Here is a 25,305-nt window from a genome sequence, read left to right as displayed (position 1 = left end):
CTCACGATGGACGTATTGTTTCATAATGTTCGTGAACTTGTTGAACGAGCAGAGCAAGAGGGTAAACTAATTTCTGAAATTATGATTGAGCAGGAAATGTTAATAACGGGACGCTCGCGAGAAGAAATTATGGGGCAAATGGATCGTAATCTAACGGTCATGGAGGAGGCTGTTGAACGTGGCTTAAAAGGTGTGCAGTCTGTGACAGGCTTAACTGGTGGAGATGCCGTTTTGCTTCAAACTTATATAGCACAAGGAAAATCCTTATCTGGAGATTTATTATTAGATGCTGTCAGCAAGGCGGTTGCAACGAATGAGGTTAATGCGGCGATGGGAACAATATGTGCAACACCAACCGCAGGCTCAGCTGGGGTTGTTCCAGGTACATTATTTGCTGTTAAAAATAAGTTAAATCCAACACGTGAACAAATGATTCGCTATTTATTTACTTCGGGTGCCTTTGGTTTTGTAGTTGCCAATAATGCCTCCATTTCTGGTGCTGCTGGTGGCTGCCAGGCAGAGGTTGGCTCAGCAGCAGGTATGGCTGCGGCAGCTATCGTTGAAATGGCTGGTGGTACACCGCAACAATGTTCTGAAGCGTTTGCCATTACACTTAAAAATATGCTAGGTCTTGTTTGTGATCCTGTAGCTGGGTTAGTAGAGGTCCCATGTGTAAAACGAAATGCAATGGGAGCGGCTAATTCACTTGTGGCAGCTGATATGGCCCTCGCAGGTGTCACAAGCCGTATTCCTTGTGATGAAGTAATTGGGGCGATGTATCGAATCGGACAATCTATGAGTCCAAATTTAAAGGAAACTGCCCGAGGTGGTTTGGCTGCGACACCGACAGGTAAAGCGATTAGTAAAGCCATTTTAGAAAATGGTGGGTTACAGAGTATTAAAGCAATTCAATAAGTTGCTGACTAAACATGCTATCTATTTATGGGGTAGCATGTTTATTTTATCACGATGGGTTAGTACTTTAGCACCCTCTACATACTTGGAAATAACATTCTCTTACGTTTCATTATTTTTGATAGTATGATATTTAATAAAAAAATTTAAATTTTTTTCTAACAAGGGTGTGAGTGAGGTAATGGATTTACGCAATTTAAAAACATTCCACGTTGTTTCGACTTATCTTAATTTTACCAAAGCAGCTCAACTATTAAATTACAGTCAGCCAACGATTAGCCAGCAAATTAAGGCGTTAGAGGATGAGATAGGCCATACTTTAATCAATAGGATGGGAAAGAAAATGTTTCTTTCTCAAGTCGGAAAGATTTTAAAGGAGCATACAGATAAATTATTTAACATCCTAGAAGAAATGGAGGAGGATTTGAAAAATTTTGAAAAGCCTTATGGTCATTTAACAATTGCCGCTCCAGAATTTTATTGTGGATATTATTTATCCCATATTATAGGTTCATTTTTAAAGCTATATCCACAGGTAAATTTAAAGCTTCTATGTGCGAACAGTAGGGAAACAGCTGCACTTGTAAGCTCTAATCAGGCAGATTTAGGATTTGTAGCAGGAAAGCCTAATTATTCAGGTATAGAAGGAGTTCTACTTGAGGAAGAGGATTTAGTACTAGTCGGTAACCCTAATATTATAAAGGACAGAACAACTGAGGAAATATTTGATGAATACCCATTTATAACCTACGGATTGGATGATAATATAAGAAGTTGCCTTCGTGACATTCAATGTGACCCAAAAACAATTGTCGAATTTGGAAGTGAAGAGGCTATAAAAAGAGCGGCTGTGGGACAAGTGGGTTTAGCATTACTAAGTGATATATTGATAAAAAAGGAGGTAAATAAGGGAAGTCTTCAGGTGTTAAATCGTTTTCCTAAAAGGTTACCAACATATTTGATTTATCCACATAATTCTAAGGAATTTAGTAATGTGAGTACGTTTATCGATTTAGTGAAAGATACTTGGCGAACGATTTAAATATAAAAATGAAATGACCATCGCTCTTTTCTGCAAATGTATTGTAGAATGGAGCGTTTTTATTATCAAATTTTTAATAACATAAATAGGAAAACATAGGAAATGTTCTTTATCTATATGTAAATTTATCAATAGTTACTATTAGAAATAGCAATTTTTTATTTTCGATACTATCACTTACAATTTAGAAGACGGAAATTTCAAAAAAAGGGGATGACGTTGTGGGAGAAATAAAAGCGTTTATAAAATGGGGGACTGCTTATGGGTAAATTTGTAACTAAAAAAGATACAGAATTAAATGATCAACAGAAAGGAATAAATGTATATGTCTTAATATTTTGCCTTATCATTCTATCAGCTGTGTTGACGTATATCATTCCGGCAGGTGAGTTTCAACGAGAAGAATTGAATGGACGAGAAGTGATCCAGCCAGGGACCTTTACTTACACGGATATGAACCCAATAGGATTCTTGGATGTTTTTAGCAGTATTCATTCAGGTATGATGCAGGGTGCGAGTATTATTTTCTTTGTTTTAATTGTTGGAGGAACCTTTGGAATACTCTCAGCAACAGGGGCATTAGAATCGTTTATTGCAATGCTATCAGTGAAAATGGCAAAGCGTGAGATGTTGATTATTCCCGTGTTAATGTTATTTTTCGCATGTGCAGGTTCATTAATGGGAATGTCTGATGAAACAATCGTTTATGTGGGCATACTTGTCCCACTTGCCATTGCTTTGGGCTTTGATGCTATTACAGGATTCGCTATTGTCATTCTTGGAGCATCAGTTGGCTTTTCAGCAGCAGTAATGAATCCATTCACTGTCGGGATAGCGCAAGAAATAGCTGGACTGCCACTGTTCTCTGGAATTGCTTTACGTCTTATCATTTTTGTCATTTTATATGTCATAGCTACCGTTTATGTCTATCGCTATGCTAGGAAGGTAAAAAATAACCCTTCACTCGGTTTCTATGGAAATTTTAAATTTGGCAATAAGGAAGGACTTGCGAATCAGTCAATCAAGATGGAATTAAGTCATAAGCTCGTTATGTTAACATTTCTCTTGAATTTCGTTGTCCTGATGTATGGTGTCATTAAATTAGGATGGTATATTACTGAAATAGCTGGCTTGTTTTTATTATTTGGTATTTTAATGGGGCTTATTGGAAAGCAATCGCCATCCCGAATTGCTAATTCCTTTATGAAAGGTGCGGGAGATTTAATTGGTGGTGCATTAATTATTGGTTTAGCTCAAACGATTCTTGTTATTTTTAATAATTCCGGGCTTATCGATACTATTTTATATCATACAGCCTCAATACTTGATACTATTCCTCCAGCATTAAATGCGGTAGGTATGTTTGTTTTCCAGCTATTTTTGAATTTTTTGGTGCCATCAGGGAGCGGACAAGCTGCCTTAACTATGCCAATCATGGCTCCTTTATCTGATATGATCGGTGTTACAAGGCAAACGGCAGTTCTTGCTTATCAATTTGGTGATGGTATGTCTAATATCATTTTTCCGACAGTCGGATTCCTTATGGCTGGACTCTCAATTGCAGGGATACCATGGGGAAAATGGATAAGATGGATTCTACCTTTCATGTTATTGCAGGTTACGGTTGCTGTTGTATCACTAATTATTGCGCAGATTATTCAGTATGGGCCGTTTTAAAAAGGAGTTTTACTAATGGAAATCATAAATTTAGAGTCTTTGACAAAAAGAGCAATTGAAGACAGAAGATATCTTCATCAATACCCTGAGCTTTCTGGTCAGGAATTTGAAACAAGTAAATTCATTCGAAATAGATTGATGGAGTTGAATATTGACATATTGTCTTTTGGACCACCTAGTGTTGTTGGATTAGTAAAGGGGTCAAAAGGTTCGAAAACTATAGCACTAAGAGCAGACATAGATGCGCTGCCGATTGTTGAAGAGGGAGAAAAAACATATATCTCTAAAAAACCAGGGATTGCTCATATGTGTGGTCATGATGGTCATACTGCAATATTACTAGCTGTTGCTGAATGGCTATCGAGAAATGAGGTTGAACCAAATGTTGTACTCATATTCCAATCTGCAGAAGAAATCACACCGAGTGGAGCTGACTTACTAATTAAACAAGGTATTTTAGAAGGAATAGATGCTATTTTTGGTATTCATTTATGGCAGGGTCTTGAAAAAGGAAAAATTGGGTTAACTCATGGGCCAATGATGGCTTCCATTGATGATTTTGAAATTGATATCAAAGGATACGGTGGCCATGGATCGATGCCTCATGAAACAATTGATCCCATCTATATTGCAAGCAGTTTAATCCAAGCCTTTCAAAGTATAATAAGCAGAAGCATAAATCCAATTGAAGCAGGAGTTATTACAGTAGGAAATGTTCAAGCTGGTACAACGTATAATATTATCCCTGATTCAGCGAGATTAATAGGAACAATAAGAGCATTGACGCCAGAAACAGTCAATATCATTCAAACAAAAATGGTCAATTTAACAGAGGGAATATGTCAAGCTTTTGGTGCAGAAGGAAAGGTTCGTTTTATAATAGGCACCCCACCGCTTATAAATGATCCAAATGAGTCAAAATTTGTGGAAAACATTGTTTGCAGAGAATTTGGGCATGAAGTATTTGAATTGGTTAATCCAGTTATGGGAGGGGAGGATTTTTCCTATTATTTACAGAAAAAACCTGGTGCCTTCATCTTTGTCGGTATGGGTGGAGAAAAGAGTCAATATCCACATCATCATCCAAAGTTTGATCTTGATGAAGATGTGTTTCCTGATGCGATAAAGTTATTTATTGAACTAGTAAATCATTATCAATAAAGGATTTGCATGAAGTAGAAAGGATGTTAAACATGAGAATAAAGAAAGTTGAAGTGTTTGCTGCGCGATTATTATTAAAAGAACCTTTTATCATTTCATATGTTCATTTAGATGATATGCCAACCATATTTGTAAGAATTGAAACGGATAAGGGGATAGTAGGCTGGGGTGAGGCTGTTCCTGATCAAAATGTAACAGGAGAAACTTGGGAAAGTACTTATCAAATTATTAAACATGAATTAGCTCCATTAATTATAAATGAAGACCCATTTGCTATTGATCGCATTCATCAAAAATTTAATCATAAGATAAATGGCGTTCCTTCTGCAAAAGCTGCACTAGATATAGCTATCTATGATCTAATGGGAAAAATTACAGGGCAGCCAGTATATCAATTAATTGGTGGGAAAGCACATGAGGAGCTACAGGTTCCACGAGTAATTAGTATTAAAGATCCTCAGGAGATGGCGGAAGATGCACGGAGTTTTGTGGCAGCAGGTTTTAGGAATATAAAAATGAAGGTAGGTACCAACGCAGACACTGATATTGAAAGAATTAAAGCAGTCAGAAATGCTATAGGAAACACTATTCAACTTCGTGTTGATGCTAACCAAGGCTGGAATAGAATTGAGGCATTAAAGGTAATACACGAAACGTCTGATTGTCATGTGGATTGGTATGAGCAGCCAGTGAAGGCACATGATATAAGAGCTTTAAAAGAAATTAGATCTGTTGTAAATAATAAAGTAATGATTGATGAAGGTGTACATAATATTTACGATTTAGTGAATGTTATTGAGATGCGAGCAGCTGATATGCTTAATATTAAACTAATGAAATCTGGTGGCATTTATCCTGCTTTAGCTTTAGCGAGTTTAGCAGAGGCAGCCGACATGCCATGTCAAGTTGGTTCGATGGTTGAATCAGCTATCGGTACAATGGCTGGAGCACATCTAGCGATGAGTAAAAACATTATTCAAACAAATGAGATGGTCGGTCCCCTCATGTTTATAAAGGATGTGGCTAAGGTCCACTATAATGGAGATGTCATTCAATTTAGTAATAAGCCAGGACTAGGCATAGAAGTAGATGAAGCATTTGTAAATGAAATTACTCGTTTTTCCTGTGAAATTAACAAACCAGTATGATAGGAATATTTACATTTTTAAACAATATGTAGAATAGAAATATTGAAAGGCCCTACCTTCAATTTGAGGTAGGGATTTTTTAGTGCATTTGAAAATGTTTATTGTAAGGAAAGACTGTAGATTTATGATACAGTGTAAATGAAAAAGCTATTAGCTACATAGAACATTTAACTTATCTTCATTCAGCAGAAGACTCCCACCTCTACATGTGGTGAGATGAAAGCGGTATTGGTTCCTTTTCAGTGGGTGTCCAAACACCTACTGAATGAAGATAAAGCCTCCGGCGGATGTCACGGATTTTCAAAGGAATGAATTGTACGGGCACAATTCAAAATCCGGACGCAATTACGCCAAGGCGAAATTGATATAGCCAGCATCATGAAAGGAGTTGTCGTACAAGATGACTGATTTAACGAGTCCAGTCACCGGATTAAAGGGAATCGGGAAGGAAACTGCAGGACATTTAGAGGCATTAGGCATCGAGACGATAGCAAATTTATTATGGATGTTTCCACATAGACATGAGGATTTTCGGTTAAAGGATTTGACACAAACACCCCATAATGAGCGTGTTACCGTTGAGTGTAAAGTTGAGCGTGAACCGACAATTTTGTTTTTAGGTCGCAATAAATCAAGATTACAGGTGACAGTGCTGGCAGGTCGCCATTTAGTAAAGGTTGTTTTTTTTAATCAAGGCTATTTAAAGCAAAAGCTTATTCCAGGAGCTATTATTACGGTCACAGGTAAGTGGGACAGAGGCAGACAGGTAATCAATGGAACATCTGTCACATTTGGTCCAAAGACAGATCAAGTTGATTTTGAACCTGTTTATAGCTTGAAGGGCTTGATTCCGCAAAAACGATTTCGTAAATATATGCGACAAGCGTTAGATGACATTGGCGCAGAGATACCAGATGCTATTCCATTACATTTACAAGAGGCCTATAAGCTTGCACCAATAGCTGATGGTCTTGAAGGGATTCATTTCCCTCTTGATGCTGAACATGCAAAACAGGCTAGACGACGCTTTGCCTATGAAGAGTTACTATTCTTTCAGCTACGAATCCAAGCTTTACGAAAAATTAGAAAGGATAGTGAGCATGGCACTATTATACAATATGATTTACAAAAACTGCGTGCCTTTATTGCATCGTTACCTTATGAATTAACGGCTGCTCAAAAACGTGTGGTCAATGAGATTTGCAAAGATCTGAAAGAACCGCATCGTATGAATCGTTTACTTCAGGGAGATGTTGGGTCAGGGAAAACTGTTGTTGCGGCAATCTGCCTATATGGGGCTGTTACTGCAGGCTTTCAGGGAGCGTTGATGGCGCCGACAGAAATATTAGCAGAACAACATGCTGAAAACTTGACAGAATGGTTTGAGCCATTTGGTGTACGTGTCGCTTTACTATCTGGATCAACAAAAACAAAAGAGCGTCGCTTGCTTTTGGAGGAGCTTGCTAAAGGAAATATTGATATTTTGATTGGAACACATGCCTTGATTCAGCCGGATGTTATTTTTTGTAATCTTGGTTTTGTTATTACAGATGAACAACATCGTTTTGGGGTTGAGCAGCGTAGAATCCTGCGCGATAAAGGGAATAATCCAGATGTACTTTTTATGACAGCAACCCCTATTCCACGTACGCTTGCCATCACAGCGTTTGGAGAAATGGATGTTTCCATTATTGATGAAATGCCAGCAGGACGTAAGCAGATTGAAACGCACTGGATGAAAAAGGAGCAATTCGGCTCTGTTTTGTCAAAGCTTGAAATGGAACTTGCTGCTGGTAGACAGGCTTATGCGATTTGTCCACTCATCGAGGAATCAGATAAGCTTGATGTCCAAAATGCAGTTGAGATTTATGAGCAGCTTGCTACGTATTTTAGCGGACGATACCATGTTGGATTAATGCATGGTCGTCTGACAGCTGATGAAAAAGATGCTGTTATGCGTGCCTTTAGTGAGGGGGCAATAGATGTGCTTGTATCAACAACAGTTGTTGAGGTTGGGGTGAATGTACCGAATGCAACTTTTATGCTTGTTTATGATGCAGAACGCTTTGGGCTAGCACAATTACATCAGCTGCGAGGGCGTGTTGGACGTGGGGAGCACCAGTCGTATTGTGTATTACTAGCTGACCCAAAATCAGACGAAGGGAAAGAGCGAATGCAGTCAATGACGGAAACGAATGATGGATTCCGGCTGGCTGAAAAAGATTTGGAGCTGCGTGGACCAGGTGATTTTTTTGGTCGGAAGCAAAGTGGTCTGCCAGACTTTAAAATAGCAGATTTAGTACATGATTATCGCATTCTTGAGACTGCGAGAAAAGATGCTATCGAGATACTTGAGACAGATGCTTTTTGGCATCATGATGACTATCAAGCGTTACGGGCAATGCTTGAACAGTCAGGAGTATTGCAAGGAGAACGCTTCGATTAATAATCATTCAGATGCTATCAATAGGATGTAAGGGCTTGTTTTGAAAACAGGTCTTGCATTCTTTTTTTATAGTCTATATACTGATATTAGTACCAAGTGCTAATAACAACTAAAAAGGTGGCGAATGATGTTGAGACGAACGAAAAAAGAGCGACAGCGACTATTATCTGAAACGATAGCTGAAAATCCATTCGTCACAGATGAACAGCTTGCAACACAGTTTCAGGTGAGTGTCCAAACGATTCGTTTAGATCGCATGGAATTAGCAATTCCAGAATTGCGAGAGCGAATTAAAGATGTTGCTTCGAAAACCTATGAAAATGAAGTAAAATCACTACCGATTGATGAAATAATCGGAGAAATTATTGATATTGAATTGGATAATCGTGCATTATCTATTTTTGACGTAAAAGAAGAGCATGTTTTTCAACGCAATGGCATCGCCCGTGGACATCATTTGTTCGCACAAGCAAACTCATTAGCGGTAGCGGTTATTGATGACGAACTGGCATTGACAGTGCATTCGAATATAACATTTGTGAAACCTGTTAGAGCTGGAGATCGTGTTATTACAAAGGCAGTTGTTATCGCACGTAATGATGAAAATCATCGGACAAAAGTAGAGGTAACATCTACGGTAAATGGTGAAACTGTTTTTGTTGGTGAATTTGATATGTACCGCACGAAAGGTTAAGGTGAACAACAATGAAATTAGCGCTTGATGGAATGGGTGGCGACAACGCACCAAAATCAGTTGTTGAGGGTGCGCTTTTGGCGTTAGAGCAAATTCCAAATTTAGAAATACAATTATATGGTCAACAAGAAAAGCTTGAGCCATTTTTAAAAATACATGATCGTTTGACTGTTATACATTGTGAAGAAGTTGTGGAAGGAACTGACGATCCTGCACGCGCTGTTCGTCGTAAAAAGGATTCATCTATGGCGAAAATAATGGATGCAGTGGAAGTGGGGAAAGCAGATGCATGTCTTTCTGCAGGCAATACAGGAGCTTTAATGGCAGGAGGTCTGTTTAAAGTCGGTCGAATTGAAGGGATTGCTAGACCTGCGCTTGCGACTACATTACCAACATTAGATGGTAAAGGCTTTTTAATGCTAGATCTTGGTGCAAATGCAGATGCACGGCCTGAGCATTTATTGCAATATGCAATTATGGGTGATATTTATGCCAAAAAGGTTGGTGGCTTACAAAAGCCGCGTATTGGTTTGCTGAATATCGGTACTGAGGATAAAAAAGGGAACGAATTAACTAAAGCTGCTTTTGAACTGTTAAAAGAAGCAGATTTAAACTTTATTGGCAATGTGGAAGCACGTGATTTACTAAAAGGGGTAGCAGATGTTGTTGTAACAGATGGTTTTACAGGAAATATGGTGCTGAAATCAATCGAAGGAACAGCGGGTGCTTTATTTTCAATGCTGAAGGAGGCATTTATGTCTTCTACAAAAACAAAAATTTCAGCAGCTCTGATGAAAAGTAATTTACGGGATTTGAAAAATAAAATGGACTATACAGAGTATGGCGGTGCAGCTTTATTTGGCTTACAGGCACCTGTTATTAAGGCACATGGTTCATCCAATGCAAAAGCCATTTACAGTGCAATCCGCCAAGCAAGTACAATGGTAGAGCATACAGTGATCTCAACGATTACCGAGACAGTGCGTCACTTAGAAATTGATTAACTTCTTTCAGTTGAAAGAAGTTAAAGCCTCCGGCGGATGTCACGGAATCGGAAAGGAGTTCATAAAGGATGTTAGCCTAAAACCATCGCATCCATGCGATAACGGCTAACTGACCTGCATCACGCAGGCCTAAGCACAAAGCCGATTCTGGACGCAATTTTGCCGAGGCATAGTTGATTAAAAAGGGGTTAACGAAGAATGACGAAAATAGCATTTATTTTTCCTGGTCAAGGCTCACAGACAGTAGGTATGGGGCAGGGGTTTGTTGAAAATTCAGCAGACAGCAAGGCTTTTTATAATCGTGCAGATCAATCACTTGGCTTTGAATTATCGAAGCTTATGTTAGAGGGGCCTGCTGAGGAATTAACATTAACATACCATGCACAGCCAGCTCTATTAACAACTGGTGTAATGGTTGCAGAAAAATTGCAGGCAGCAGGAATTACGCCAAATTATGCTGCTGGACATTCACTTGGAGAATATGGAGCACTAGTTATAGCAGGCGTGTTATCTTTTGAAGATGCAGTTTCTGTTGTGCATAAGCGTGGTCTTTATATGAATGAAGCTGTACCTGCTGGACAGGGGGCAATGGCAGCCATTCTTGGGATGGAGCTTGAGGCACTGCATGAAGTAACTGAAAAAGTATCTGAAGCAGGTCATCCGGTTCAGGTAGCAAATGTTAACTGTCCAGGGCAAATCGTTATTTCTGGTACAAAGGAAGGCGTTGAAAAAGCCTCTGTAGCTGCAAAGGAAGCAGGTGCCAAACGAGCAATTCCTTTAGTTGTTAGTGGTCCGTTCCACTCAGAGTTAATGCGTCCATCCTCTGATAAATTAGGAGCAACATTAGCGACTATATCATTATTAGAGCCTCAGATTCCAGTAATTGGTAATGTTATGGCAAAAGAATTAGAGAATGTCTCTGCTATTCAACAAGAATTAGTAGAACAAGTTTATAGTGCCGTACAGTGGGAAGCTTCTGTGCGTGAAATGATTGCGCAAGGTGTTGATGTCTTTATTGAATGTGGTCCAGGTAAAGTATTAAGCGGCTTAGTGAAAAAAATCGATCGCTCTGTTGCAACTTATTGTGTTTATGATGAAGCATCGTTAGAGGCAGTGATAGAAGCGGCAAAGGAGTGGACAATTAATGCGTAAATTAGAGGGTAAGGTAGCCGTTGTAACAGGCGCTTCGCGTGGAATAGGACGCGCTATTGCATTAAAGCTTGCTGATGAAGGAGCTAAAGTTGTCGTTAACTATAGTGGCTCTCAAGCAAAGGCAGAAGAGGTTGTCGCAATGATTCAAGAAAATGGCGGAGAAGCTATTGCCGTACAAGCGAGTGTGTCACAAACAGAGGAAGTTACAGCATTAATGGATACAGCAGTGAAGACATTTGGTTCACTTGATATTTTAGTTAATAATGCAGGAATCACACGTGATAACTTGTTAATGCGTATGAAGGAAGACGAATGGGATGACGTATTAGATACAAATCTTAAAGGTGTTTTCCTTTGCACCAAAGCTGTAACACGTCAAATGATGAAGCAGCGAGCAGGGCGCATTATTAATATTTCTTCTATCGTTGGAGTTGCTGGTAATGCTGGGCAGGCAAATTATGTAGCTGCTAAAGCTGGTGTAATTGGATTAACAAAAACAACAGCAAAGGAATTAGCATCGCGAAATATTTTAGTAAATGCGATTGCACCAGGATTTATCGAAACAGAAATGACAGATCAATTACCAGAAGAATTAAAGCAGGGAATGCTAACTCAAATTCCACTGGCGAAACTTGGGCAGCCGGAGGATATTGCAAAGGCAGTAGCTTTTCTAGCTTCAGATGATGCAAATTATATGACGGGTCAGACATTGCATATTGATGGCGGCATGGTGATGTAATTTCAATTAGTCATCAATAAGTTTTTTTTGTATAATCATTTGAGGGGAGGTGAATGATTTGTCTACAGTATTAGATCGCGTAACAAAAGTAATCGTGGACCGCTTAGGCGTTGAAGAAAGCGAAGTAACACTAGAAGCTTCTTTCCGTGATGATTTAGGTGCTGATTCATTAGATGTAGTTGAACTTGTAATGGAACTTGAAGACGAGTTTGATATGGAAATTTCTGATGAAGATGCTGAAAAAATCTCAACAGTAGGTTCTGCAATTTCATACATTGAAAGTAAATTAAACTAATTTCATTTTAACTTTATTCAAAATTGATCACCATTATAGGTGCTGACATGAATGCGGTAAGTGTTTATGAGATAGTTGAATAAAGTTAAAGCCTCTTGCAGAAATTATTACTGTTCTGATTCGAATATTAAGAGCAGATTTATATTGCTAAGGTGTATTTAAAAGGGTGCGAAATGGTTCATTTTTTGAACTATAGTCGTCCCTTTTTTTGTCTTGGAAATTAATTTGCAAAAAAACTTCCAAAACATTGTATTTAAGCCGAATTAATTTTGCATAAACGCCTTGAAAAAGGTACACTAAGACGGTAGAAACTATTAGGAAGGCAGATTGTTCAATGGCTATGAAAAGAAAAGGAACTATGCAGAAATCTGGCGTACTTCCTGAAAAAGTACGCAATCAATTCGAGCTGTTACAGCATGAATTAAGTATCACATTTATTAATAAAAATTTATTGTATCAAGCATTCACGCATTCATCTTATGTGAATGAGCATCGCCGTAAATTGTTTACGGATAATGAGCGTCTTGAATTTTTAGGAGACGCAGTACTTGAACTGTCTGTTTCTAAATACCTCTTTGAGAAATACCCTAGTATGAGTGAGGGCGAGTTAACGAAGCTACGAGCATCTATTGTATGTGAGCCATCTCTTGTTATTTTTGCAAATGAATTAGGTTTTGGTCGCTTCGTATTACTCGGAAAAGGTGAGGAATTGACAGGTGGACGGGAACGCCCAGCGCTACTTGCTGATGTTTTTGAGTCATTTGTAGGTGCTCTTTATTTAGATCAAGATTTGCAAACGGTCGTGTCATTTTTAGAACGTATCGTGTTCCCAAAAGTAGAAATCGGTGCTTTTTCGCATGTGATGGATTTTAAAAGCCAATTGCAAGAAATGGTACAACAAACAAATAACGGATTACTTCATTACGAAATTATTGATGAAAAGGGTCCTGCACATAACCGTACCTTTGTATCAAGTGTTCTATTGAATGGACAGGAGCTTGGTATTGGTCGAGGGAAATCGAAAAAAGAAGCCGAGCAGCAAGCTGCACAATGTGCAATGCGAACAATGCGTGAGCAAGCTGCGAAAGAGGAGGCTTAATAAATGTTCCTAAAACGACTCGAAGTGATTGGCTTTAAATCTTTTGCGGAGCGCATTGGAATTGATTTTGTACCTGGTGTTACAGCAGTTGTCGGACCAAATGGCAGTGGGAAAAGTAATGTCACTGATGCTATTCGTTGGGTACTTGGGGAGCAATCGGCAAAGTCGTTACGTGGATCTAAGATGGAGGATGTTATTTTTGCTGGCAGCGATTCTCGAAAGCCGCTAAATTTTGCGGAGGTAACATTAGTTTTAGATAATACAGATGAACAACTTGCTTTTTCATATACAGAGGTCAGCGTAACAAGACGCGTATACCGTTCAGGTGATAGTGAATATTTATTAAATAACCAACAGTGTCGCCTGAAGGATATTACGGACTTGTTTATGGATTCAGGTCTTGGAAAAGAGGCATTTTCAATTATTTCGCAAGGCCGTGTTGATGAGATTTTAAATAGCAGACCCGATGACCGACGTTCGATTTTCGAAGAGGCAGCTGGTGTATTAAAGTACAAACTGAGAAAGAAAAAGGCAGAGCATAAACTTGTTGAAACAGATGAAAATTTATATCGTGTGTTAGATATATTACATGAATTAGATAGTCGGCTTGAACCGCTTGAAATTCAGGCATCGAGTGCAAGAGATTATGTGCAAATGTCTACAGAGTTAAAAGATTTTGATATCGCTATTCTTGTGCACGATTTAAAAAATTGTGCACAATCTTTGCATGCTCTGGAAGCTGAGTTCACAGAGTTATCTGAGACAGAGCAAAAACAAGCCCATTCCATTGTTGCTGTCGAAAAACAAGCAACAAGTATTCGCAAACTGTTAAAGGAGCTAGATGACTACTTAGATACTACTCAATCGGACTTTGTGAATGCGACAATGGAAGTCGAACGCTGGGATGGTCGTAAGGCATTGATGGCAGAGAAGCGACAAAATGCATCGAATCAATTGCTGCAATTGAATGCCTCATTAGAGGAGGCAAAGGCTGAGGTAGAGGCTCTGATTTTACAGGAAGCAGAAAAAAAAGAGCTATTTACGGTGAAGCAGCAAGACGTACTGGTGTTAAAACAGAGCATCAAGCAACTGGAACAATCATTAAATCGCTCTGTTACAGAAATTGAGCAAGAGATTGAAGAGCAAAAAAACCGCTATATTGACTCTTTAAATGAAGAGGCAACGATTAAAAACGAATTAAAGAATATTGATCAGCAATTGGAGCAGCAAAAAGCGATGGCAGCACGAATGACAGATCAAACAGATGAAATCGGACAAGAGCTTGCCCAAATTATTACAGAAAAAGAAAAGCTAGCTATGGCTCACAATACTACAACAAAGGATTTGCAAGGAAAGCTTGAGCAGTATGAATCATTGCAAATAGAGCTTAAAAGGGTCAATGCATCTTTTAATGAAAAGCAGGACATGCTTTATAAAGCTTATCAACACCAACAGCAGCTTAAGGCTAGAAAAGATACATTAGCAGAGCTTGAAGCTGACTTTTCAGGTTTCTTCCAGGGTGTTAAAGAAGTATTACTGGCCCGTGATAAAGGTGAGCTCGTAGGTATTGAAGGGGCTGTCGCTGAATTAATTCAAGTAGACGGAAAATACTCCCAAGCGATTGAAACAGCCTTAGGTGCAGCTTCTCAACATATCGTGACAATAGATGAGCGTCATGCTCAACAGGCTATACATTGGTTGAAGCAAAAAAGAGCTGGTCGTGCGACATTTTTGCCAAAGACAGTTATGAAGTCACGTAAAATCAGTCCATCTACTATTCAATTAGCAATAGAGCATCCTGCTTTTGTACAAATGGCGGAGGGGCTTGTGACGTTCCATGAGGATAATCGTACAATTGTTGAGAATCTTCTAGGCAATGTAATTGTTGCATCAAGTTTAGAGGGTGCAAGTCAAATTGCTCGATTATGTGGTTTCCGCTATCGTGTGGTGACACTTGATGGTGATATTGTTAATGCAGGTGGTTCATTGACTGGTGGTGCAACGAAGCAACAATCTTCGCTTTTTACAAGAAAGGCTGAATTAGATGGTCTAATTGTCAAATTAGAAGCGTTGGAAGCATCTATTTTTAGTGCTGAACAGGCTGTTTCAGTGGAAAAGGAGAAGCTAGCAGCATTGCGAGATCAAGTAGAACATTTGAAACTTGTAGGCGAGCAGCTTCGAAAGGACGAATTACAACAGGCAAGTCGTATTCGGGAGCTTGATGTTGTCGAGAAAAGCTTATCCGCACGCGTATCCTATGCCTCAAATGAGACACAAGATGTTAAGACACGCGAGCAAACATTATTAGCTCAAAGGGAAGTGGCTACAAATCGTTTAACAACCCTTGCGACAGAGCTATTAGAGATTAATGGTACTGTAGAGCACCTTAGCAAAATAAAGCTACAGAGCGAAACGGAGAAAGATGTGCTGCGTGAACAATTGGCAGAAAAACGCTCCAAATTAGCAGTTATTCAAGAGCAAATGTCCCAAGTACAAATTGCTACAGCAGAAATAGCTTTACAATTAAACAAAGCTCAGCAAAAGATGGATAGTATTTCTCAGGAAATAATCTGGCTACAATCTGATGAATCAACAAAGCTTTTAAGTGATGAAGAAGTAGAGGAACAGGTTGCTACATGGAAAGAGAGAAGAGATTCATTACAAAACACGATTACTCAGAAAAAGGAAGAAAAAGTAGCACAACAGCAGCAACTCGCTACTTTTGAGGATCAGCTTAAAGAATTGCAACGTATACATAAAGGTTACCTTGAAGCAATACGTGCAAATGAGCTAAAACGGAGTCGCTTAGAATTTGAAATTAAAAGTTTTAATGAGCAGCTAGAGGAAAACTATCAGCTAATCCTTGAGGAGGCTGAGGAGATTGCAATAGATATTAAAGATGAAGAACATATGAGACGTAGAGTGAAACTGTTGAAAAAATCAATTGAAGAGCTTGGTCCTGTTAATTTGAGCGCGATTGAAGAATATGATAGAGTGCTAGAACGTCATTCATTCTTGACAGAGCAACGTGAGGATCTTCTTGCTGCTCAGGAAACATTGCATGAAGCGATTAAAGAAATGGATGAGGAAATGACATTGCGATTTAGCGAAACGTTCTATGCTATTCGTGAACAATTTAAACGTGTATTCCGTGAATTATTTGGCGGTGGGCAAGCAGATTTAGTATTACTGGAGCCGCAAAACTTACTTGAAACAGGTATAGAAATTGTGGCCCAACCTCCAGGGAAAAAATTGCAAAATCTAAGTTTGCTTTCTGGTGGTGAGCGTGCACTTACTGCCATCGCATTACTATTCTCCATCTTAAATATACGACCTGTGCCATTCTGTATTTTAGATGAGGTTGAGGCAGCGCTAGATGAGGCAAATGTAGTTCGATATAGTCAATACTTGAAAAAATTTAGCCAAAACACACAATTCATTGTCATCACCCATCGTAAAGGAACGATGGAGGGAGCCGATGTATTGTATGGGATTACAATGCAGGAGTCTGGTGTCTCGAAACTTGTATCAGTGAAATTAGAAGATGAACCCGTACTTGCGGAGCAAAGGAGCGAACAAGCATGAGTTTTTTTAAACGTTTAAAAGATAAGCTGATGGGTAATCCAGCAGAAGAAGAAGAAAAAGTTGTAGAAGTTAATGAAAATGAGTCTGGAACTGCTGACGAGCAAAAGCATGAGGATGCCGCAGAGCCTACTCTTATCGAAGCAACTGTAGAGGAGATTGACAAAGTAGAGGAAACTTCAAAAACGGAGAGTCCTATTGAAACAGAACTTCCTGAATTAATGGAGGGACCTGAGCAGCAAGAAGTGCAAGAGGTTGCGATTGTGGAAGAGAAAAAACCTTCTGCATGGTCCATTACGCAAAAATTCAAAGCTGGTCTGGAAAAAACACGAAATTCCTTTACCTCAAAAGTAAACGATTTAGTGGCACGTTATCGAAAAGTGGATGAGGATTTCTTTGAAGAACTAGAAGATTTATTACTGCAGGCTGACGTTGGCTTTGAAACAGTTATGGAGCTAATGGATAAATTACGTTTTGAGGTTCAACGAAAGAATATTAAAGATACAAATGGCATTCAAACAGTAATCTCTGAGAAGCTTGTTGAAATTTATGAGCAAGGTGAAGAAGATTTAATTGATTTAAACATGCAGCCCGATGATGACCTAACAGTGATTCTATTTGTTGGAGTAAACGGCGTTGGGAAAACAACAACAATTGGTAAACTCGCGCATCGTTTAACATCTCAGGGTAAAACAGTTGTTTTGGCTGCGGGTGATACGTTCCGTGCTGGAGCCATCGATCAATTACAAGTATGGGGCGACCGTGTTGGCTGTGAAGTCATTAAACAATCAGAGGGTTCTGACCCAGCAGCAGTAATGTATGATGCTATTCGTGCAGCGAAAAATCGCAAAGCAGATGTGTTAATTTGTGATACAGCTGGACGTTTACAAAACAAAGTCAATTTAATGAATGAGCTCGAAAAAGTACATCGTGTCATTTCACGTGAAATACCTAATGCACCACATGAAGTATTATTGGCTTTAGATGCAACCACTGGTCAAAATGCACTTGTGCAGGCTCAAACGTTTAAGGAAGCGACAAATGTTACAGGAATTGTCTTAACGAAGCTTGATGGTACAGCAAAAGGCGGTATTGTCCTCGCAATCCGTAATAAATTACACATTCCTGTTAAGTTTGTAGGCCTTGGTGAGAAGATGGATGATCTTCAGCCATTTGATGCAGAACGCTATGTCTATGGTTTATTTGCTGAGGGGTTAGATAAAGAATTACAAAATAATGAGGAATCTTGATTCAACAGATCTTACTGTATCAAAAGTGAAACGTCAGTACAAAATACGCCCATCTCTATAGGGGTGAGCTAGATGCTATTTTTCCCTATTCAGTGGGCGTACAAACCACTAAATAAGATCTTCATATCCTGGGAAAACGCCTGAGTGACCAACATTGTACTACTGACGCTACGTTAGCACTACGCTTTCGCGCAAAAAACATCTGTTGGCCTAAATCCTCTGGAAGATGTCACAGATTTTGAAGAGGAGCTTTTCGGGGGGCTCAAAAAAATCCAGACGCAATTATGCTTGGGCGTAATTGATAGTTGTGTAATTTAGTTAGTGAAACGTTCGTATGTGAAATGGACAATTCATTGTTTAAAAGGGAATGCTGGCAATTGGTGTAAGACACCTGAAAGCAGTGAATGGAGGCTTTTAGACAAGGGAATTGCCTTGACACAGACGGGCGTATTTCGTTATGATACAAATGACTAAGGACAGGAGGAGAAACATTCGATGCTACTTGAAAAAACAACACGCATGAACTTTCTCTTCGATTTTTATCAAGCATTATTAACAGATAAGCAACGAAGTTATATGGAACTGTATTATTTAGATGATAACTCACTTGGAGAAATCGCTGAATTATACGGAATTTCACGTCAAGCTGTTTATGATAATATTCGTCGAACAGAAGCGATGCTTGAAGAATATGAAGAAAAACTTTGTTTATTAGACAAATTTCAAAAACGTACACAAATGCTTGCGCAGCTAACAGCAGGAATAACAGGACAAAGCATGACGGCTGAAGAACAGCTTGCGCTTATTGAGCAGTTGAAAGAATGGGATTAGGAGGCGAAAGCAATGGCTTTTGAAGGATTAGCGGAACGACTCCAAGGAACGATCCAAAAGATTAAAGGTAAAGGTAAGGTATCGGAACAAGACGTTAAAGAAATGATGCGTGAAGTCCGATTTGCTTTAATCGAGGCGGATGTTAACTTAAAAGTAGTCAAAGAATTCGTGAAAAAGGTCAGCGAACGTGCAGTTGGTGTAGATGTTATGCAAAGCCTAACACCAGGCCAGCAAGTAATTAAAATCGTACAGGACGAATTAACACAACTGATGGGCGGTGAGCAAAGTCCCATTAAATTTAATACAAAGCCACCAACAGTTATTATGATGGTCGGCTTACAGGGTGCAGGGAAAACGACGACTACAGGTAAACTGGCAAATGTGCTACGTAAAAAATATAACCGTAAGCCCTTGCTTGTAGCAGCTGACGTTTATCGTCCAGCGGCAGTTCAACAATTACAAACGTTAGGAAAACAGCTATCATTACCTGTTTTCTCCTTAGGAACAGACGTATCACCAGTAGAAATTGCGCGTCAGGCAATTGAAAAAGCAAAAGAAGAGCATCATGACGTTGTCATTATCGATACAGCTGGTCGCTTGCATATTGATGAGGATTTAATGCAAGAATTAAAAGATATTCGTGGGTTAAAGGAGCCAGATGAGGTATTTCTAGTTGTTGATGCAATGACTGGACAGGATGCTGTAAACGTAGCAGAAAGCTTTAATGAAGCAATTGGTATTACAGGGGTTGTTTTAACAAAGCTAGATGGTGATACACGTGGTGGTGCGGCATTATCTATCCGTTCTGTAACACAAAAACCAATTAAATTTGTCGGAATGGGCGAAAAAATGGATGCCCTTGAACCATTCCATCCAGAGCGTATGGCATCTCGTATATTAGGTATGGGTGATGTTCTGTCACTAATCGAAAAAGCGCAAGCGAATGTAGATGAAGCCAAAGCTAAAGAATTAGAAGAAAAGTTCAAATCCCAAACCTTTACATTCGATGATTTTGTTGAACAATTACAGCAAGTCAAGAAAATGGGACCTCTTGATGAAATTCTAAAAATGCTTCCAGGTGCTAACAAAATCAAAGGCTTAGATAATGTAAAAGTAGATGATAAACAAATGGGCCGTGTAGAAGCAATTATTTATTCGATGACAAAGGCAGAGAAGACAAATCCGGAAATCATTAATGGTAGCCGCAAAAAACGTATTGCAAAAGGCTCTGGGACATCTATTCAAGAGGTAAATCGTCTCATAAAGCAATTCGATGAAATGAAAAAAATGATGAAGCAAATGACTGGTATGGCAAGTGGTAAAGGGAAGAAAAAAATGAAATTACCAGGCTTTGATTCATTGTTTAAATAATAATTTTTAGGTGTTAAGAAAAAACACTTTACAAACAACCTAAACATTGATAATATACTATCTTGTGTGAAACTTATTCGGAGGTGCTATTAATATGGCAGTTAAAATTCGCTTAAAACGTATGGGAGCTAAAAAATCTCCTTTCTATCGTATCGTAGTTGCAGATGCTCGTTCACCACGTGACGGTCGTCAAATCGAAACAGTTGGTACTTACAACCCACTAACTCAACCAGCTACTGTAAACATCGATGAAGAGAAAGCTCTTAAATGGTTAGCTGACGGTGCAAAACCATCAGATACAGTGCGTAACTTGTTCTCAGAACAAGGAATCATGGAAAAATTCCATAACCAAAAATTCAGTAAATAATCGGGGGCGACGTTTTTGAAGCAGCTGATTGAAGCAATCGTTTTACCGTTAGTCGATTATCCAGAAGAAGTTCGTATTGAGACGGATGAAAATGCAAATCGAATTGTTTATAAACTTTTTGTTCATTCAGAGGATCGAGGGAAAGTCATAGGCAAACAAGGGCGAGTAGCGAAAGCGATTCGTACAATTGTTTATTCAGCGGCAGGTAGTCACCATCAAAAAAAAACCTACGTCGATATATTGGATTGATAGAATAGATGTTCACGCTTTTTTACACGCGGCAAGCACAGGAGAGTCCTGATTGGTATGTTTACATGCATTTAGGAATTCGGAGTGGTCTTGAGCATGGAGCGTAAAATCTGGACTATGGAGGAGGGAGCTTGCCGGTTCCTTCCTTTTTTTATCTCCTTTATGTATGGGAGGTTGAAAAGAATGTCATCTGTTACTTTGTGCCTCATAGGTATATACTTAAAGCAATTATATTGAGAGAAAATTGAGCATAATAACATTGAGATACTTTAGCTAAAACATCTTCTCCAAAATGTTTAGCTGCTTTTTAGAAAAAAGTGAGAGAATGGTTACTTTTAAACTCTGATTAGCAAGTAGCTTAAAGGAGACAGTATGTTTTATCATTTTTTATCTTCATTCATCAGAAGACTCCCACCTCTACAGGTAGTGAGATGAATGCAGTTTTGGTTCCTTTTCAGTGGGTATCCAAACACCTACTGAATGAAGATAAAACCTCTGGCGGATGTCACGGATTTTCAAAGGAATGAATTGTGCGTGCACAATTCAAAATCCGGACGCATTGTTTATCTGTGCGAAAGCGAAGCGACAGCAACAATTACGCCAAGGCGAAATTGATATGAGGTGAAATTTGTGGAATGGTTTAATGTAGGTCGTATAGTCAATACGCACGGAATTCGTGGTGAGGTGCGTGTTTTATCAACAACAGATTTTGAAGAAGAACGATTTGCAGTAGGGAATAGGCTTGCAGCATTTAAAAAAAATGATAAAAAACCGACATGGGTAACAATTGTATCGGTACGTCGTCATAAAAACTTTATTTTATTAACTTTTGAAGGCATGGACAATATTAATTTTGTAGAGCCTTTTAAAGAAGGTATGCTAAAAGTTACAAAGGACCAATTGTCAGATGATTTATTACAGGAAAACGAATTTTTCTTTCATGAGATTATGGGATGTACAGTTGTTTCTGAAGAGGGCGAAACGATTGGCGTAGTGTCAGATATTCTTCAAACAGGTGCCAATGATGTATGGGTGGTAAAGGGTGCTAAAAAAGAGCATTACATCCCATATATCGAAGACATTGTCAAGGAAATTAATGTTGATGACAAGAAAATTGTGATTCATGTAATGGATGGTCTACTATGATGAATATTCATGTGTTAAGTCTGTTTCCTGATATGTTTACAGGCATTTTTGGTGCCTCAATATTGAAGAAGGCACAGGAAAAAGGCGCTGTTCAGCTAGAAGTTACTGATATTCGAACATTTTCAGGTAACAAGCATAATCAAGTGGACGATTATCCGTATGGCGGTGGTGCGGGGATGGTGTTGAAGCCTGAGCCGATGTTTAGCGCGGTAGAGGCGATTACAGCTGGGAAAAATCCTCGAATCATCTTGATGTGTCCACAAGGGGAACGCTTTACTCAAAGAAAGGCTGAAGAGCTAGCACAAGAAAAGGAGCTTGTTTTTTTATGCGGTCATTACGAAGGTTATGATGAACGCATTCGGCAGCATCTTGTCACAGACGAAATTTCCATTGGAGATTTCGTTTTAACTGGTGGAGAGCTAGGAGCTATGACGGTTATAGATAGTGTTGTACGATTACTACCTGGCGTTTTAGGGCAGGAAGAGTCCCATATACAAGACTCATTTTCTACAGGTCTTTTAGAGCACCCTCATTATACGCGACCAGCTGATTTTCGCGGAATGAAAGTACCTGATATTTTACTATCAGGGAATCACGCAAAAATTGAGCAGTGGCGTGAAGAGCAGTCACTCAAAAGAACATTGGAGCGTCGCCCAGATTTACTAGAAAACTATCCATTAACAGATAAACAAAAAGTGTATGTAGAAAATCTTAAAAACAACCATTAAGATGCTTGATTGCTGTTTATATTTGTGGTAACATCTAATCTGTACTTCTATGTGAAGTACTGAATTACGGTGTTCCGCTGTGGCATAGATTGCGTGCAAGAGCATCTGTCTAAGGAGAGAAAACAATGTCAAACATTATTACAGAAATTACAAAAGCTCAGCTTCGCACTGATCTACCAGCTTTCCGTCCTGGTGATACTGTTAAGGTACACGTGAAAGTAGTAGAGGGTACTCGTGAACGTATCCAAGTATACGAAGGTGTAGTTATTAAACGTCGTGGTGGCGGTATTAGCGAAACTTTCACAGTTCGTAAAATTTCTTACGGTGTAGGTGTTGAACGTACTTTCCCTGTACACACACCAAAAATCGCTAACTTAGAAGTTGTACGTCGTGGTAAAGTACGTCGTGCTAAACTTTACTACCTACGTAACCTACGTGGTAAAGCTGCTCGTATTAAAGAAATTCGATAATTATGGCTTAAAAGTGAGGGGCTTGTATTGCAAGCCCCTTTTCTTTTTGCTTGTCATCTTAAATAGCTATCATCTAAAATGGGGATAGACAAGGGGGCAAATCTCGATGGAAAAACAAGTGAAGGAAAAGAATGAATTATGGGAATGGACGAAGGCACTTCTAATTGCATTTGCGATTGCAGCAGTTATTCGTTATTTTTTATTTACACCGATTGCAGTAGATGGTGAGTCTATGATGCCAACCCTTGAAAATGGCGACCGTATGATTGTGAACAAAATTGGTTATAAAATAGGAGAGCCAAAACGCTTTGATATAGTAGTATTCCATGCTCCAGAGAAGAAAAACTATATTAAGCGTGTTATTGGGCTGCCAGGAGAGACATTAGAATATAAAAATGATCAATTATATATAAATGGTGAACCGATCGATGAGCCCTATTTAGATGCCTACAAATCACAAATTACTGAAGGTACATTAACAGAAGATTTTTCATTAAATGATATTAATGCGTCCTTAAAAAATGATGTCATTCCAGAGGGCTTTGTGTTCGTAATGGGAGATAATCGTCGATATAGTAAGGATAGCCGTCATATTGGGCTTGTTGATCAAAAAGAGATTATCGGGAATACAAGTTTAATTTTCTGGCCGTTTAGTGATATAAAAATTGTAAAGTAATGCAATGCAAGAAAGGGAGAACTCACACTCCCTTTTTCTTTTAGTTTAGGAGGTATAGATATGACTATACAATGGTTTCCAGGGCATATGGCAAAGGCCCGAAGAGAAGTAACAGAAAAATTAAAGCTTGTTGATATTATATTTGAATTAATTGATGCACGTTTACCATTATCCTCGCGTAATCCAATGATAGACGAAGTGATCAATCAAAAACCACGTCTTCTTATTTTAAATAAATCAGATATGGCTGATGAGCAGGAAACAAGGAAATGGGTAGATTACTTTGCACAGCGTGGTCATAAGGCAGTGGCCATCAATTCTCTTGAAGGTAAAGGCTTACAATTGGTAACAAAAGCAGCACAAGAAATTTTAAAAGAAAAGTTCGAGCGTATGAAAGCGCGTGGGATGAAACCAAGAGCAATCCGAGCGATGATTGTCGGCATTCCTAACGTAGGAAAATCAACCCTAATCAATCGCCTAGCTAAAAAAAATATTGCAAAAACAGGGAATACCCCAGGGGTAACAAAGGCTCAGCAATGGATAAAGGTTGGTAAGGAGCTTGAATTACTTGATACTCCAGGTATTTTATGGCCAAAATTCGAAGATCAGGAAGTAGGCTATAAATTAGCATTAACAGGTGCTATTAAAGATACCATTACAAATATGGAGGATTTAGCTGTCTATGGTCTACGTTTTTTATCTACTCACTATCCAAAGCGCATGGAGGAGCGCTATGGCTTTGAGTTTCTCCATGAAGATTTAGTGGAAACCTTCGACCATATCGGTAAGCTTCGCCGCGTCTTTGGACAAGGTGGCGAAATTGTTTATGACCAAGTAGCTCAATTAATCGTACGTGATATTCGAGGCTTACAATTAGGTAAATTAACATTTGATTTTGTAGATGAGCAACTGGAAAAAGAGGCATTAACAGAAGAATAGAAGCATATAAAACGGCTGTCGAGAAAATGAATAATCTCGACAGCCGTTTTTTAACTTTTTATCTCGATTTAGCAGATCTTTACTGTGCGTAAGTGACTTAATATTTTTGGATTTTCACAAAAAATGTTATTTTTTTAACCTTATTTTAACCTTTTGTCTTTATAATCTATCTGCAAGGAAATAAATTCAATCAAAATCTGATGAAAGGAGGAAAGTGACGCACAACCAAAACTAAAGTAAACTTTAGTCATAGTGTTGAAAAATTAAATAGGCAAGGGACTCTTTGTGAATATTTAGTCAAAATGAAGGTGATTTCCGTTCCAG

General features: G+C 38.8%; 23 protein-coding genes. All 23 read left to right on the top strand.

The window, feature by feature from the left end:
* The first annotated feature begins 6 nt into the window (after nt 1-6).
* The 23 genes from sdaAA (at nt 7) to ylqF (ending at nt 24,981) form a co-directional block, all read left to right on the top strand.
* The gene (sdaAA, locus tag AC3WOM_RS11650) at nt 7-915 is read left to right on the top strand and encodes an L-serine ammonia-lyase, iron-sulfur-dependent, subunit alpha (protein ID WP_369594818.1); all 909 of its coding nucleotides are present in this window, start codon (nt 7-9) and stop codon (nt 913-915) included.
* A gap of 181 nt (nt 916-1,096) precedes the next feature.
* On the top strand, nt 1,097-1,957 hold the full coding sequence (locus AC3WOM_RS11645) for a LysR family transcriptional regulator (RefSeq protein ID WP_427540598.1): 861 nt from the start codon (nt 1,097-1,099) through the stop codon (nt 1,955-1,957).
* 261 nt (nt 1,958-2,218) lie between these two features.
* On the top strand, nt 2,219-3,634 hold the full coding sequence (locus AC3WOM_RS11640) for a YfcC family protein (protein WP_427540595.1): 1,416 nt from the start codon (nt 2,219-2,221) through the stop codon (nt 3,632-3,634).
* Between the two features lie 15 nt (nt 3,635-3,649).
* Complete coding sequence (locus AC3WOM_RS11635; RefSeq protein WP_492446873.1) at nt 3,650-4,795, top strand: M20 metallopeptidase family protein; 1,146 nt, start codon at nt 3,650-3,652, stop codon at nt 4,793-4,795.
* Between the two features lie 32 nt (nt 4,796-4,827).
* Nucleotides 4,828-5,943: a mandelate racemase/muconate lactonizing enzyme family protein gene (locus tag AC3WOM_RS11630; protein WP_427540589.1), complete on the top strand. Its 1,116-nt coding sequence runs from the start codon at nt 4,828-4,830 to the stop codon at nt 5,941-5,943.
* 400 nt (nt 5,944-6,343) lie between these two features.
* Nucleotides 6,344-8,389, top strand: coding sequence for an ATP-dependent DNA helicase RecG (gene recG / locus AC3WOM_RS11625; protein ID WP_492446871.1), 2,046 nt, complete (start codon nt 6,344-6,346; stop codon nt 8,387-8,389).
* A 130-nt stretch (nt 8,390-8,519) separates the two neighbouring features.
* Nucleotides 8,520-9,083: a transcription factor FapR gene (fapR, locus tag AC3WOM_RS11620; RefSeq protein WP_427540917.1), complete on the top strand. Its 564-nt coding sequence runs from the start codon at nt 8,520-8,522 to the stop codon at nt 9,081-9,083.
* Between the two features lie 11 nt (nt 9,084-9,094).
* Nucleotides 9,095-10,087 (top strand): phosphate acyltransferase PlsX, encoded by a 993-nt coding sequence (gene plsX / locus AC3WOM_RS11615; protein WP_492446869.1) that lies wholly within the window; start codon nt 9,095-9,097, stop codon nt 10,085-10,087.
* Nucleotides 10,088-10,285: 198 nt separating this feature from the next.
* Nucleotides 10,286-11,239, top strand: a complete 954-nt coding sequence (fabD, locus tag AC3WOM_RS11610; RefSeq protein WP_492446867.1) for an ACP S-malonyltransferase — start codon at nt 10,286-10,288, stop codon at nt 11,237-11,239.
* Nucleotides 11,232-11,978, top strand: a complete 747-nt coding sequence (gene fabG / locus AC3WOM_RS11605; RefSeq protein ID WP_427540577.1) for a 3-oxoacyl-[acyl-carrier-protein] reductase — start codon at nt 11,232-11,234, stop codon at nt 11,976-11,978. The genes fabD and fabG overlap by 8 nt, the downstream gene beginning before the upstream one ends.
* A 58-nt stretch (nt 11,979-12,036) precedes the next feature.
* Nucleotides 12,037-12,273: an acyl carrier protein gene (gene acpP / locus AC3WOM_RS11600; RefSeq protein WP_427540574.1), complete on the top strand. Its 237-nt coding sequence runs from the start codon at nt 12,037-12,039 to the stop codon at nt 12,271-12,273.
* Nucleotides 12,274-12,607: 334 nt separating this feature from the next.
* On the top strand, nt 12,608-13,372 hold the full coding sequence (gene rnc / locus AC3WOM_RS11595) for a ribonuclease III (RefSeq protein WP_427540571.1): 765 nt from the start codon (nt 12,608-12,610) through the stop codon (nt 13,370-13,372).
* Between the two features lie 3 nt (nt 13,373-13,375).
* On the top strand, nt 13,376-16,957 hold the full coding sequence (smc, locus tag AC3WOM_RS11590; RefSeq protein ID WP_492446864.1) for a chromosome segregation protein SMC: 3,582 nt from the start codon (nt 13,376-13,378) through the stop codon (nt 16,955-16,957).
* A complete protein-coding gene (ftsY, locus tag AC3WOM_RS11585) occupies nt 16,954-18,204 on the top strand; it encodes a signal recognition particle-docking protein FtsY (RefSeq protein WP_492446862.1) in 1,251 nt (416 codons plus the stop codon). The genes smc and ftsY overlap by 4 nt, the downstream gene beginning before the upstream one ends.
* 495 nt (nt 18,205-18,699) lie before the next feature.
* Nucleotides 18,700-19,035, top strand: a complete 336-nt coding sequence (locus AC3WOM_RS11580; RefSeq protein WP_427540563.1) for a putative DNA-binding protein — start codon at nt 18,700-18,702, stop codon at nt 19,033-19,035.
* A 12-nt stretch (nt 19,036-19,047) separates the two neighbouring features.
* Nucleotides 19,048-20,406, top strand: a complete 1,359-nt coding sequence (gene ffh / locus AC3WOM_RS11575) for a signal recognition particle protein (RefSeq protein WP_427540560.1) — start codon at nt 19,048-19,050, stop codon at nt 20,404-20,406.
* Between the two features lie 94 nt (nt 20,407-20,500).
* Entirely contained in the window at nt 20,501-20,773 is a 273-nt protein-coding gene (gene rpsP, locus AC3WOM_RS11570) for a 30S ribosomal protein S16 (RefSeq protein WP_004269411.1), read from the top strand.
* Nucleotides 20,774-20,788: 15 nt separating this feature from the next.
* Nucleotides 20,789-21,022: a KH domain-containing protein gene (locus tag AC3WOM_RS11565; RefSeq protein WP_427540557.1), complete on the top strand. Its 234-nt coding sequence runs from the start codon at nt 20,789-20,791 to the stop codon at nt 21,020-21,022.
* A gap of 630 nt (nt 21,023-21,652) precedes the next feature.
* Complete coding sequence (gene rimM, locus AC3WOM_RS11560) at nt 21,653-22,168, top strand: ribosome maturation factor RimM (protein WP_427540554.1); 516 nt, start codon at nt 21,653-21,655, stop codon at nt 22,166-22,168.
* A complete protein-coding gene (trmD, locus tag AC3WOM_RS11555) occupies nt 22,168-22,896 on the top strand; it encodes a tRNA (guanosine(37)-N1)-methyltransferase TrmD (RefSeq protein WP_427540914.1) in 729 nt (242 codons plus the stop codon). Before rimM ends, trmD begins: the two co-directional genes overlap by 1 nt.
* Nucleotides 22,897-23,021: 125 nt before the next feature.
* The gene (gene rplS, locus AC3WOM_RS11550) at nt 23,022-23,366 is read left to right on the top strand and encodes a 50S ribosomal protein L19 (RefSeq protein WP_024362054.1); all 345 of its coding nucleotides are present in this window, start codon (nt 23,022-23,024) and stop codon (nt 23,364-23,366) included.
* A 106-nt stretch (nt 23,367-23,472) separates the two neighbouring features.
* Nucleotides 23,473-24,042, top strand: coding sequence for a signal peptidase I (gene lepB, locus AC3WOM_RS11545; protein ID WP_492446858.1), 570 nt, complete (start codon nt 23,473-23,475; stop codon nt 24,040-24,042).
* 60 nt (nt 24,043-24,102) lie between these two features.
* The gene (ylqF, locus tag AC3WOM_RS11540) at nt 24,103-24,981 is read left to right on the top strand and encodes a ribosome biogenesis GTPase YlqF (RefSeq protein ID WP_492446856.1); all 879 of its coding nucleotides are present in this window, start codon (nt 24,103-24,105) and stop codon (nt 24,979-24,981) included.
* The last annotated feature ends 324 nt before the right edge of the window (nt 24,982-25,305 follow it).

Source organism: Lysinibacillus sp. FW301-JW8 (genome assembly GCF_058788755.1).
The sequence above is the reverse complement of the archived record's forward strand: the minus strand, read 5'-3'. Positions and strand labels throughout refer to the sequence as shown.

Coding starts and splice junctions, on each gene's coding strand:
- ylqF (WP_492446856.1), top strand. CDS start 24,103: ATGACTATACAATGGTTTCCAGGGCATATGGCAAAGGCCCGAAGAGAA.
- AC3WOM_RS11645 (WP_427540598.1), top strand. CDS start 1,097: ATGGATTTACGCAATTTAAAAACATTCCACGTTGTTTCGACTTATCTT.
- AC3WOM_RS11630 (WP_427540589.1), top strand. CDS start 4,828: ATGAGAATAAAGAAAGTTGAAGTGTTTGCTGCGCGATTATTATTAAAA.
- AC3WOM_RS11635 (WP_492446873.1), top strand. CDS start 3,650: ATGGAAATCATAAATTTAGAGTCTTTGACAAAAAGAGCAATTGAAGAC.
- ffh (WP_427540560.1), top strand. CDS start 19,048: ATGGCTTTTGAAGGATTAGCGGAACGACTCCAAGGAACGATCCAAAAG.
- trmD (WP_427540914.1), top strand. CDS start 22,168: ATGAATATTCATGTGTTAAGTCTGTTTCCTGATATGTTTACAGGCATT.
- fabD (WP_492446867.1), top strand. CDS start 10,286: ATGACGAAAATAGCATTTATTTTTCCTGGTCAAGGCTCACAGACAGTA.
- recG (WP_492446871.1), top strand. CDS start 6,344: ATGACTGATTTAACGAGTCCAGTCACCGGATTAAAGGGAATCGGGAAG.
- ftsY (WP_492446862.1), top strand. CDS start 16,954: ATGAGTTTTTTTAAACGTTTAAAAGATAAGCTGATGGGTAATCCAGCA.
- rplS (WP_024362054.1), top strand. CDS start 23,022: ATGTCAAACATTATTACAGAAATTACAAAAGCTCAGCTTCGCACTGAT.
- sdaAA (WP_369594818.1), top strand. CDS start 7: ATGGACGTATTGTTTCATAATGTTCGTGAACTTGTTGAACGAGCAGAG.
- lepB (WP_492446858.1), top strand. CDS start 23,473: ATGGAAAAACAAGTGAAGGAAAAGAATGAATTATGGGAATGGACGAAG.
- rnc (WP_427540571.1), top strand. CDS start 12,608: ATGGCTATGAAAAGAAAAGGAACTATGCAGAAATCTGGCGTACTTCCT.
- AC3WOM_RS11580 (WP_427540563.1), top strand. CDS start 18,700: ATGCTACTTGAAAAAACAACACGCATGAACTTTCTCTTCGATTTTTAT.
- smc (WP_492446864.1), top strand. CDS start 13,376: ATGTTCCTAAAACGACTCGAAGTGATTGGCTTTAAATCTTTTGCGGAG.
- fabG (WP_427540577.1), top strand. CDS start 11,232: ATGCGTAAATTAGAGGGTAAGGTAGCCGTTGTAACAGGCGCTTCGCGT.
- AC3WOM_RS11640 (WP_427540595.1), top strand. CDS start 2,219: ATGGGTAAATTTGTAACTAAAAAAGATACAGAATTAAATGATCAACAG.
- plsX (WP_492446869.1), top strand. CDS start 9,095: ATGAAATTAGCGCTTGATGGAATGGGTGGCGACAACGCACCAAAATCA.
- rpsP (WP_004269411.1), top strand. CDS start 20,501: ATGGCAGTTAAAATTCGCTTAAAACGTATGGGAGCTAAAAAATCTCCT.